This window comes from Cohnella lubricantis (genome assembly GCF_014212015.1).
Lineage (GTDB): Bacteria > Bacillota > Bacilli > Paenibacillales > Paenibacillaceae > Cohnella > Cohnella lubricantis.
In genome coordinates, this window is the sequence record NZ_JACJVN010000102.1 from 1 (window position 1) to 11920 (window position 11920).

The window sequence follows — 11920 nt, forward strand, 5'->3', positions numbered from 1 at the left end:
GGAGCCGGGTTACAGGGGGGAAGGTGAGCGAATGTTCGCTGTAACCGGTCGGAGCCGGGTTACAGGGGAGGAAGGTGAGCGAATGTTCGCTGTAACCGGTCGGAGCCGGGTTACAGGGGAGGAAAGTGAGCGAATGCTCGCTGTAACCGGTCGGAGCCGGGTTACAGGGGAGGAAGGTGAGCGAATGTTCGCTGTAAGCCTATGAGGAGGGCTTCGGGGGAGCATGCAGCCCGGTTGCGCGGCTTCGCACAGCCGACGCGCGCACAAAGAAGACGCAAGCCGATCAACTCGGCCTGCGCCTTCTTTGCTCTTGCGGCTCAGGGTACGCATCCCCGCGCCGAGCGCCATCCTCGCGTACTCGCCGCATCCCCGCGCCAAGCGCCATCCTCGCGTACTCGCCGCATCCCCGCGCCGAGCGCCGCACCTCCGCGCCGCGCCAAGCGCCGCCCTTCACGCCAAGCCGCCCTCCAACCGAGCGAGCTCTCTGCGCACGATCGGCGCCACCTTGGTGCCGAGCAGCTCGATCGAGCGCAGGATGTCGCGATGCGGCACGGACCCGATGTCCGTGTGCAGGAAGAAGCGCGTCACGCCCAAGTTGCGGCGCAGCAGCACGATCTTCTCCGCGACGTACTCCGGATCGCCGACGTAGAGGCAGCCGCGCAGGCTGCAGCCCTCGTCGAACGTCGCGCGCGTGTACTGCCCGCCCCAGCCGCGCTCGCGGCCGATGCGGTTCATCTGCGCCTGCGTCCCGGGGAAGAGCAAGTCCGCCGCCTTCTCGGACGTATCGGCGACGATGCCGTGCGAATGCGTCGCGATCTGCAGCTTGCTCGCGTCGTGGCCGGCCTTGGCCGCAGCGCGCTTGTACAGGTCGACCAGCGGGGCGAACCGCTCCGGCTGGCCGCCGATGATCGCGTAGACGACCGGCAGGCCGAGCATGCCCGCGCGGACGGACGATTGCGCGTTGCCGCCGGTGGCGATCCATACGGGAAGGGGGTCCTGAACGGCCCGCGGATAGACGCCTTGGTCCTCGATGGCCGCGCGAAGGCGGCTGCCGGGCCAGTTCACCTTTTCGGATTCGCGGATCTTCAGGAGCAGCGCGAGCTTCTCTTCATACAGCTCCTCGTAATCGTCCAAGCTGTACCCGAACAGCGGGAATGACTCGATGAACGAGCCGCGGCCGGCCATGATCTCCGCGCGTCCGTTCGAGATGCCGTCGAGCGTGGCGAATTGCTGGTAGACGCGGACCGGATCGTCAGACGACAGGACAGTGACAGCGCTCGTCAATCGAATATGCTTCGTCTGCGAAGCCGCGGCGGCTAGGACGACCGCTGGCGCGCTGGAGGCGTAGTCGGGGCGGTGATGCTCGCCGATGCCGTAGACGTCGAGTCCGACCTGATCGGCCAGAACGATCTCCTCCACTGCCCGCCGCAGGCGCTCGGCGTGGCTGATGCGCTCGCCCGTCGCCGGGTTCGTCGACGCCTCCAGGAAAGTACTGATTCCAATCTCCATATGAACAGCCTTATCGGACATGATAGTTGCCTCCTTGGGGTAGTACCTCTAGTTTACTCAAAAATATATAGTTTCTCAACTATATTAAGTAAAGTATCGACAACCTGCGGATAATCCAGTTTGATTATAACCATTTAATCGCTTTCCTGTCGGGAGATCTCGGCTGTATGATGAAGATGTCGGGCCCGACGAAATTCCAGGAAAGGAGATGATCCAATTGATCAATCAACGTGAGGTGGCTGTCGCGTAAGCGATGGCCCCGCCAGTTGAAGGGGAGGCCGTTAAGGCCTCCTTTTTTGCATATAGATGGTTCGCCTGCTAATTATGGTGTATGATGGAAATGATTCATCGGCGGCAGCGCTTTCCTCGTCTGCGGGCGTCGGAGGCGGCTGTTGCGCGCAAGGCCACTACATTTTCGGACAGTAATGAAAGGAGGAGTTTATAGATGTTGTTGTTCGCACAATCGCGGCGCAATCGGCTGGAATTCAATTTGACTCGGGAGGATATGTCTATTGGAATACAAGAACGGGAAGGATGTGCTTCCCCCTAGTCTGCTCAAGGAGCTGCAGAAATACGTCTGCGGCGAGATGGTGTACGTGCCGAAGGCAAGCGATAACCGCGTGCCTTGGGGAGAAGCGAGCGGAACGAGGAAGCTGCTGGCGGAACGCAATCGCGAGATCTGCCGGCTGTATGCGGATGGCTGGACCGTCGCCGAGCTGGAGAGCAAGTTCCACCTGTCGGTCGTCAGCATTCGCAAGATCATCGGCGCGTCGCGCCGGCAGGCGGACTGCGGCGAAGCGCATGGAGCGTGCGGAGCGCAAGAGGCGTGCGACGAGAGCGGAGAGAACGAGTATGAAGAACGCGCGCGCAGCTATGCATATCATTGAGTGCTGCCGCCGGCATTCAATAGGATTCTAAATTGCGGGGGTGGACGCTGTGAGAGCTTTGTTCATCGGAGGGACGGGAACGATCAGTTCCGCCATCACGAGGCAATTGCTGGAGCAAGGATGCGAGCTCTATCTGCTCAATCGGGGCAGTCGGAACGACTTGCTGCCGGACGGCGCGAAGATTCTCCAAGCCGACGTTCGGGATGAGGACCAGGTGGCGCGGCTGCTGGGAGAGCTGACGTTCGACGTGGTCGCCGACTTCATCGCTTTCGAGCCGGCGCAGCTGGAGCGGGACTATCGGCTGTTCAACGGCCGGACGAAGCAATTCATCTTCATCAGCTCCGCTTCGGCCTACCAGAAGCCGCTGTCGGATTACCGGGTGAGCGAGGGCACCCCGCTATCGAATCCGTATTGGCAGTATTCCCGCAACAAGATTGCTTGCGAGGACTATTTGATGAAGCAATATCGCGAGAACGGGTTCCCGGTGACGATCGTCCGGCCGAGCCACACGTACGACGAGCGTTCGATCCCGCTCGGCGTGCACGGCGCGAAGGGGTCATGGCAGGTAGCGAAGCGCATTCTTGAAAATAAGCCGGTCCTCATTCACGGAGACGGCACCTCGCTCTGGACGATGACGCACAACAGCGACTTCGCGCGCGGGTTCATCGGCCTCATGGGCAACATCCACGCCATCGGCGAATCGGTTCAGATCACGTCGGACGAATCGCTCACGTGGAACCAGATCTACGCGGCCATCGCGAGTGCCCTCGGCGTCGAGCTTCGCGCCGTCCATGTCTCCTCGGAGTTCCTGGACGCGTGCAGCGCACAGGATTTCCGAGGCGGCTTGATCGGGGACAAGGCGAACACCGTCGTCTTTGACAACTCGAAGCTTAAGCGGCTCGTGCCCGGGTTCACGGCTGCCGTCCGGTTCGATCAAGGGATCCGGCAGACGATCGACCACGTGCTGGCCCATCCCGAGCTGCAGACGGAGGATCCCGAGTTCGACGCTTGGTGCGACAAGGTGATTCGCGTTCTGGACGATGCTGTCGGGGCGATTAGAGAATAGCAGAAGCGGATTATTGCTAGAGTTTGCCCCAAGGCGCCGAGACCGGCGCCTTTTTCTAAACAGGGAGGAGTCGTGTCATGGGCATCTTGGACGCCGACGTCATTGTCATTGGAGCCGGACTCGCCGGTCTAGTCGCTGCTGCAGAGATTGCGGATGCGGGGAGGAGGGTGCTGCTGCTCGACCAGGAGCCCGAGGCTTCGTTCGGCGGACAGGCGTGGTGGTCGTTCGGGGGCCTGTTCCTGGTCGACTCGCCGGAGCAGCGCCGGATGGGCATTCGCGACTCCAAGGAGCTGGCGCTGCAGGATTGGTTCGGCTCCGCCGGCTTCGACCGCGAGGACGATGAAGACCGTTGGGGCCGGAAGTGGGCGGAAGCCTACATCGACTTCGCGGCAGGGGAGAAGAGAAGCTGGCTGCGCGCCATGGGCATCCGCTTCTTCCCGGTGGTCGGCTGGGCGGAGCGGGGCGGTTACTTGGCGGACGGGCACGGCAATTCAGTTCCCCGGTTCCACGTCGTGTGGGGGACGGGGCCGGCCGTCGTCGCGCCGTTCGAGCAGCGAGTGCGGGAGCACATGCGGCAAGGTCGCGTCGTGTACCGGCCGAGGCACCGGGTGGATCAGCTGCTCACGGCGCGCGGTGCGGTCTGCGGCGCGAGCGGCTCCGTGCTGGCGCCGAGCGATGCCGCGAGAGGAGAAGCCAGCACGCGCGAGGTCATCGACTCGTTCGAGTACCGCGCGCAGGCGGTGCTCGTCTCGAGCGGCGGCATCGGCGGCAATCATGAGCTGATCCGGGCCAATTGGCCGGAGCGTCTCGGCCCTGCGCCGCGTCGCATGCTGTCCGGCGTGCCGGCGCACGTCGACGGGCGGATGCTCGGCATCGCCGAGGAAGCGGGCGGACGGATCGTGAACCGCGACCGGATGTGGCATTACACGGAAGGGATTAAGAATTGGAACCCTGTGTGGCCGAGCCACGGCATTCGCATCTTGCCGGGGCCGTCGTCCATCTGGCTGGACGCGAAGGGGCGGCGGTTCGACGCGCCCAACTTCCCCGGCTTCGATACGCTCGGCACACTGGAGGCGATTATGCGGACGGGGTATGACTACTCTTGGTTTATCCTGACGCAGAAGATTATCCAGAAGGAGTTCGCGCTCTCGGGCTCGGAGCAGAACCCGGACTTGACGGGCAAGAGCATCCGGCAGGTCCTAGGACGCGCGCTGTCCGGCGTGCCGGGACCGGTGAAGGCGTTCATGGACAAGGGGGAAGACTTCATCGTCGCGGGTACGCTGGCCGAGCTGGTAGAGGGCATGAACCGGTTAACGGGTGAAAATCTGCTGAGCCTGCCGCACATCGAGCGGCAGCTGCTCGCGCGCGATCGCGAGATCGACAACGCGTTCGCGAAGGACCTGCAGATTACGGCGATGCGGGGCGCGCGCAACTATCGCGGCGACCGATGGATTCGCGCTGCGAAGCCGCACAAGCTCCTCGATCCGAACAACGGCCCGCTCATCGCCGTGCGGCTGAACATCGTCAGCCGCAAGACGTTAGGAGGCCTGCAGACGGATCTAGCCGGGCGCGTGCTGGATGCCGCCGGGTCGCCGGTTCCCGGCCTCTACGCGGCGGGCGAAGCTTCCGGCTTCGGCGGCGGCGGGATGCACGGCTATCGGGCGCTGGAGGGAACATTCCTTGGCGGCTGCCTGTTCACGGGAAGAACGGCTGGCCGGGCGATCGCGGCGGATATGGGCTGATGAAGGCGCTTCGGCTCCGGAGCAGATGATATCTTGCTTATCAGGGAGCCGCCTTCTTGGAATGCCCTTTTCCCTTTCTCATCCAACTCCCAGTCCTAAAGTACGATTTTTCCTATTTGACCCAAAGTCATCATTCTCTCCTAGCGTCTGCTCCTCTATAATGATGGGACAACATGCCAATCATCCTATGACAAAGGGCACTCTTCGAATTCGAGATGAGGTTCGAATAGGGGGAGTGCCTCTTTTCTATGGTTGAGACATCTGAGAGGAGACTCATCGTATGAATGCCCCAATGCAACGCAAGCTCTTCGGTATTCGAGTTCCTAAATCCGGCAAGTCGCTTCTAACGATTCGCAATCGGCTCATCGTCACCTTCCTGTTCATTCTGATTGTGCCGATGCTGATCGTGGCCTGGGAGGCGTACGAAACAGCCAAGGACAAGATTGATGAACAAATGATCAATGCCGCTACGGAGAACGTCAACCTGCTTAATTCTACCTTTGATGAGTTCTTCAGTTCGAAGAAGAACGACGTGGATCTGCTGTCCCAACTGATCGACCTATCTGGGGTGACTTCCCTGAACGGGTCGAATATCGGACAGGATCTGGATGTGAAAGGGAAGCTGGATAAATTTAAGCAGATTCACAACGAGGCGGAGCTTGTTTACGTAGGGACGGAAACGGGGTTATACATCAATTCCCCCGATTCGCTGAAGAACCCGGATGATTATGACCCGAGACAGCGCTCTTGGTATCAACTGGCGATGGCCAACAAAGGCCAGGTGATCATTACATCGCCTTACGAATCCTTAGCGACGAACAGTTTTGTCGTTACCGTTGCCAAGGCAACGGCGGACGGCAAGGGCGTTGCCGCAATGAATGTCAGTATCGGCAAGCTATCTGACCTAACCCAAAGTATCAAGATTGGCCAAGAAGGTTATGTTTATTTGCTCGATCAAGACCGCAAGTATGTGTACCATCCGACGAATGAGATCGGTTCGGCTGCGCCAGATAACGAGGAGATTCAGAACTTGTTCAAGAGCGAGAGCGACTACTTCACTTATCAGCTTAACGGCAGTACGAAGAAGATGGTGTTCTCGACGAACAGCGAGACCGGTTGGAAGATCGCGGGCACGATGTATCAGAGCGAGGTCGATTCCGAGGCTGCGCCCATTATTCGAATCACGCTCATTGTGCTGGGAATCGCCTTGGTGATCGGCCTGATTTTGGTCACCTTCATTACCCTATCTATTCTTCGGCCGCTTCACCGGCTGAATCAATCGGCTCTGAAGATCAGCGAAGGCGATCTGACGGAGCAGGTAGAAGTTCGCCGCAACGACGAGCTGGGACAACTGGCCTCCAGCTTTAACAAGATGTCGAGCTCCTTGCGAAGCCTTATCTATCATGTGAGCGAGAACACCATGCAGCTCGCGGCTTCGGCGGAGCAGATGAACGCCAGCTCCGAGCAGAGCACGCGTTCCAGTGAACAGGTGACCATGGCCGTGCAGGAGATTGCCGGCGGTTCGGAGCTTCAGACGCAGCGTATTTACGAGACCAATCAGGAGATCAACGAGATGGTCGCCCAGATGGGCCAAATATCGGCGAATGCCGAACGGTTATCCGGCGTCGCCCACCATTCATTGGATCAGGCGCAGGACGGTACGGTTGCCGTGCATACGGCTGTGGAGCAGATGAACTCGATTGACAGCCAGGCATCCCTGTTGGCAGGCGATATCGGAGCGTTGGGAGAGAGATCCTCGCAGATCGTTCGAATTGTAGAGGTTATCGAAGGCATAGCTTCCCAGACGAATCTTCTTGCGCTGAACGCTTCGATCGAAGCCGCCAGGGCCGGCGAACATGGCAAGGGATTCGCAGTCGTGGCGGCGGAGATTCGGAAGCTGGCAGAGCAGTCGAGAGAATCAGCGCATCAGATCTCGGAGATTACGTCGGAGATTCGCAAGGATACGGAGACGGCTGTGACGACGATGGGCCATGTCGCACATGCAGTGAAGCAGGGTATCGACTCGGTCGGAACGGCAGGCGAAGCTTTCGAGCAGATTCAGCGTTCCGTCGCGAAGGTCTCGGAGCAGATTGGCCAAGTAGCCGCGGCTGCCCTCGAGATGACGCGCGGCGCGGAGAAGATCAAGCTAGCGATGGACGAGGTCTCGGGCATCTCGGAGAACAACTCCGGCAGCATTCAGGAAGTTGTCGCCAACACCGAGGAGCAGCTTGCTTCCATGGAGGAGATCTCCGCATCGGCAGCGATGCTGGCCCGAATGGCGGAGGAACTGCAATCTGCGATATCGAAGTTCGAAGTGTAAGCCTAGATAGAGGATGAAGAAGGCGCCCCGGCAATTAGCAGGGGCGCCTTCCTTGTCGTGGAGCGAGAGGCCGTTGCAGCGGCACAATGGATGCCGTCAGGCGTTGTCCTTGCTGCCCTCATTATAGGGGCTTCGACGTTTGCCACAGCAACTGCTTGCGAATGCCGGGGCTGTCGGCGCGGCGAGAGAGGAACCGAACCATACCCGCATTCTGCTCCTCCACATAGAAGATTGCCTCTTCATAGCTGCCTTCGCGAATCAAACGGCGGAACGCTTCGATCGACAGAGCGATGCCGCGGCTCATGCGTTGATAGCGGCGCTGGACGAACATCGACTTGAACAGAACGGTCCGTGCGTCGAACTGCTCTAGGATCATCCATCCGATGGGAGCGCCGAGATGGCGCAGCACGAGACTGCGTTCGGGATCGATACGTTCTTCTTCGGCGAAGGGGTCGAGGATGGGCGGATAGTCGTCTCCATAACCTCGCGCAATGGCGGCCCTCTCTTGCGAAGTCAGCGTCGACCATGGGCTGCAGGCGAAGCCGTCAGGCAAGCGCAGTCTATCCGTCCACGGGAGAGTCTCCGAGATGCGCAGCGGGCCGCTCCATATGCGGATGACGGGCGCGGGAGAGACGAAGCCGCACGCTGTTAGAAAAGCGGATTCCGCCTCGCCGGCATCGGCTTCGGCCAAATATTCGGCGGTTACGGCAACGACCAGCTTCCGGCGCAAGAGAGTCTCGAGCATCGAGTATAGCTGCCGGCCGATGCCGCGGCGCCTGTAACTCTTGTCAATGGCCAGCGCGAGCAGCTTGGCTCCTCGGGCAGCCTTCTTTAGCTCGGCAACTGCCAGCCCGATCGGGCGGCCGGACAGGCTCGCCCCCAGCGCCAGGCAATCTTCGGGAAGCCGGTGCAGCAAGGGGCGAAGCTCCGGTGGCGTCAGGCCGCCATATTCAGCGGGCAGCGACCCGCGGAAGGCGCGGACTTCAATTCGGGACATCATCCGTTGGAGACGAGATCATCCCGGGGATGATCTCCAAGTCTGATCGGATGCCGTATTGGTCGACTATTCCGGTGAGCGTGACTAGGAATTGGCCTGACAACGAATATTCAAGCTTAGCCAATCCAGGCGATTGCAGGACGAGCCGAATCTGCGATTCCGCCATCTCAATCGTATAATCTACGTCAGGCGTCAAGTCGACGGCGTCGGCCGATGTGTCGCTGAAGTCGTTGCTAGGCGAATAGCGCAAGCGGACCGACGGCGTCACGGATGTCGAGATCGGCTCGTTCGTGGAGAGCTGCAGAACGCCGTTTCCGTAGACCGCATTGATGACCGATGTCGGCACGCGATCCAGAGCAACTGGCAATTCGACGTGGCCGCTTGTCACCTGCTCGCCGCGTTCCGTCAAATCAAAGGGAATTGAATAATTTCCGTCAATCGTCTCTGCTTTGGGAGTGACCACGAAGCCGTTGGTGTCAGGCTCGACGTCGAAATGATCGTTGGCAGAGATATACCCGACGACTTCCCCTTCCGTGTTGCCCACTGTGAATCCTTTGCCGTAAGAATAAGCAATGCTGCCTGCGGACTCGCTTCCGCGGCGAACTTGGATAAGCGAGTTAATATTCCGCTTCGAGGGTGTGTTGTTCACGGTGCCAATGGTGACTGTCGCAGAACTGTCGCTCATCGGCAACATCGTTACCATCACCGTCGCGTCCGGCACGAGCGAGACCGTCAGCGGCTCTGCCTGAGTGGCATGGAACGAGGAGAGCTGTGCACGCAGCGTGTCATAGGCATCCTGCAGCGACAGCGGGTCGGGCTGTGCCTCGTCCAAGATGAAGGATGCCATCTCTCTGGCATCAGTAAGATCGAGATATGCAGCCCACGGATATTCTCCGGTTAAGGCATCTCGGCTATCGGGTGCGATGTGAGCGGATTCGATGTCGCTATCGACTCTAGCGACCAACGCTGTCAGCCATTGCGCTATATCGCCGTCCGGCGAGGCGATTGCGCTCACGGAGAAGTCGGGAGACAACGCTCCTGTCTCGGAGCGAACCGGCTTGTCGCTCACGTTCCTGTACTCGACGGTGTACGTCTTGCCATTCCAGATCGGCTCCGGCAGTGTAATCTTGATCGCGCTTCCCGCGACTTCAATGCTCTTCGGTTCGATCGGAGCGGCATCATCCCCTTCGCCAATGGAGACGTGGAAGTCGTCGGCCGAATAGACGGCGCTAAGCACCGAGCCATAAGACAGGCTGAGCTTGTCCATTCCGGCGAATCCAATCGTCGTCGGAGCCTGCAGTTCCGAAGAAGAAGGAGGAGTAGGAGGAGATGGCGGCGTGTGCGTGCCCGAACCGGTGCCCGATGATGGCTGCGAAGGCTCCGGCGGAGACGGCGCTTCTTCCGAAGGAGGGTTATTGGCATCCGTATTATTCTGGATCTGCTCCTTGGCTTGCAGGAAGCGGCTTGCAACCGAAGCAACGGCTTGCCGATCGGCGCTCCCTTTCGGACCGAAGGTGCCATCCGGGTTGCCTTGAATCAGGCGAAGTTCGACGGCTGCCGCGACGGCGTCCTTGGCATAATCGGCAATCGAATCCTTGTCCGAGAACTGCAGCTGGCTTCCTTTGCCTGTCGCGTCCACGCCGAGCGCTCGGACGAACAGCACCGCCATATCTTGGCGGGATAGGTTCGAGCTTGCGCCGAATGATCCGTTGCCTAAGCCTTTAACCAGGCCAGCACTAGCGGCGGCTTCCACATAGGCATAAGCATAATTCGTCTTCGGCACATCGGTGAACGTAGCTGTCGCGGGAGGATTGCTGAAGTCCAGTTGAAGCGATTTGGCCAGGATGATGGCGAAGTCCTGCCGTGAGATATTGCCGGTCGGATTGAACTTGTCCGATCCGACTCCGTTGACGATGCCTTGTTCGACAAGCTGCATGATGGCGTCTTTCGCATAAGAGCCGTTAATGTCCGAGAAGGACGCTGGCGCAGCGTAAGCCGGCAAGGCGAGCGAGCTGAACATGGCCGCGGTCGTCAACACCTTAAAAGCGAGATTAGGCTTCAATAATCGACAACTCCATTCGCGATAATGTGACACTTCCTATCATATTGCATCTTGCTATTTTATGACAGCGAAAAAAAAGAGAGACAATGCAGCGCCTGCGAGGGCTGCGTCATCTCTCTTAACTAGCGTTACGCCCGGAAGATCCGGTCGATCCGCTCGACCTCATCCGGCGTCAGCTCGACGGACAGCGTCCGCAGGTTGTTCGCCACCTGCTCCGGCCGCTTCGCTCCCGGGATCAGCGCATCGATGGTGTCGCGGGTCAAGTACCAAGCGAGCACGACGTGCGCCACCTCGGCGCCCTTCTCGCTGGCGATGCCGCGAAGCTGATCTACCTTCTCCAGATTGGCGGCGAACGCCTCGCCTTGGAACAACGGGTTGCGGGCGCGCCCGTCCGTGAACGTCGCGTCCAACGCATACTTGCCGCCGAGCAGGCCCGAAGCCAGCGGGAAGTAAGGAATGAACGAGATGCCGTTCTCCTTCGCATAGGGGAGAATGTCCAACTCCTTGCCCCGTTTGATAAGGTTGTATTCGTCCTGCACGACGTCCACATAGCCGTTCTTGTTCGCTTCGCGCAGCTGGTCGATGGAGAAGTTGGAGACGCCGATCGCCCTGATCTTGCCCGCCTCCTTCAGCTTCTGCAGCGCGCCGACCGCTTCGTCCTTCGGCGTGTCCGCATCCGGGAAGTGAATGTAGAACAGGTCGATGTAGTCCGTCTGCAGACGCTTCAGGCTGCCCTCGACGGATTCGGTCAAGAAGGCGGGGGAGTTGTCCATCACCACTTGGCCATCGACGAATTTGTGCGCGCCCTTCGTCGCGATCACAATGTCCTGCCGGCCGCCGCGCTCCTTGATGACTTCGCCGATGAGCTGCTCCGAACGCTCCGGTCCGTAGATGTACGCCGTATCCAGGAAGTTGATGCCCTGCTCCAGAGCGGTCCGTACCACTTCTCTGCCCGTCTCGTCGTTCAAGTTGGGAAAAAGATTGTGTCCGCCGACCGCATTCGTGCCCAGTCCGATCGGGGTCACCGTCAGATCCGTTCTGCCCAAACGCACTTTCTTCGCCATTCCGGCATCATCTCCTTATGCAAACTGTATCTGTAATTATAACAGTTGTTGGTTCCGTCTGGCAATTATCGCTGGAAAATAAACGAGCACAATCGCCCGATCCGGCAAGTATGGTATAATTTAGTCATGAACACGACGACTACTGAACGACAAGAGATACAGCAGACGGTGAAAAGGTGTGTGCAATGCGGCGCGCTCAAGCCGCTGTCCGAATTCGCCAGCCGCAGCGGCAGGCGGGGCGGCGCCCGCAGGCGCCGCGGCACGTGCCGCGGC

General features: G+C 59.8%; 8 protein-coding genes. 4 read left to right on the plus strand and 4 right to left on the minus strand.

Annotated elements, in window-relative coordinates; genetic code table 11:
• Positions 1-450 precede the first annotated feature (450 nt).
• Positions 451-1530, minus strand: coding sequence for an LLM class flavin-dependent oxidoreductase (locus tag H4Q31_RS20770; RefSeq protein ID WP_185180980.1), 1080 nt, complete (start codon positions 1528-1530; stop codon positions 451-453).
• A gap of 491 nt (positions 1531-2021) precedes the next feature.
• On the opposite strand from H4Q31_RS20770, the gene H4Q31_RS20775 reads away from it, so the two are divergent.
• From H4Q31_RS20775 to H4Q31_RS20790, 4 genes are all read left to right on the plus strand, one after another.
• Complete coding sequence (locus H4Q31_RS20775) at positions 2022-2396, plus strand: CD3324 family protein (protein ID WP_311771780.1); 375 nt, start codon at positions 2022-2024, stop codon at positions 2394-2396.
• Between the two features lie 49 nt (positions 2397-2445).
• A complete protein-coding gene (locus tag H4Q31_RS20780) occupies positions 2446-3462 on the plus strand; it encodes an SDR family oxidoreductase (RefSeq protein WP_185180981.1) in 1017 nt (338 codons plus the stop codon).
• A gap of 86 nt (positions 3463-3548) precedes the next feature.
• Positions 3549-5204 carry an FAD-binding dehydrogenase gene (locus H4Q31_RS20785; protein ID WP_185180986.1) on the plus strand — a complete coding sequence of 552 codons (1656 nt, stop codon included), beginning with the start codon at positions 3549-3551 and terminating at the stop codon, positions 5202-5204.
• A gap of 280 nt (positions 5205-5484) precedes the next feature.
• Positions 5485-7524, plus strand: coding sequence for a methyl-accepting chemotaxis protein (locus H4Q31_RS20790; RefSeq protein ID WP_185180982.1), 2040 nt, complete (start codon positions 5485-5487; stop codon positions 7522-7524).
• Between the two features lie 121 nt (positions 7525-7645).
• Here H4Q31_RS20790 and H4Q31_RS20795 read toward each other — a convergent pair whose 3' ends face one another.
• From H4Q31_RS20795 to H4Q31_RS20805, 3 genes are all read right to left on the minus strand, one after another.
• The gene (locus H4Q31_RS20795) at positions 7646-8521 is read right to left on the minus strand and encodes a GNAT family N-acetyltransferase (protein WP_185180983.1); all 876 of its coding nucleotides are present in this window, start codon (positions 8519-8521) and stop codon (positions 7646-7648) included.
• On the minus strand, positions 8508-10583 hold the full coding sequence (locus H4Q31_RS20800) for an S-layer homology domain-containing protein (protein WP_185180984.1): 2076 nt from the start codon (positions 10581-10583) through the stop codon (positions 8508-8510). The genes H4Q31_RS20795 and H4Q31_RS20800 overlap by 14 nt, the downstream gene beginning before the upstream one ends.
• Before the next feature lie 128 nt (positions 10584-10711).
• The gene (locus H4Q31_RS20805; protein ID WP_185180985.1) at positions 10712-11647 is read right to left on the minus strand and encodes an aldo/keto reductase; all 936 of its coding nucleotides are present in this window, start codon (positions 11645-11647) and stop codon (positions 10712-10714) included.
• Positions 11648-11920 lie beyond the last annotated feature (273 nt).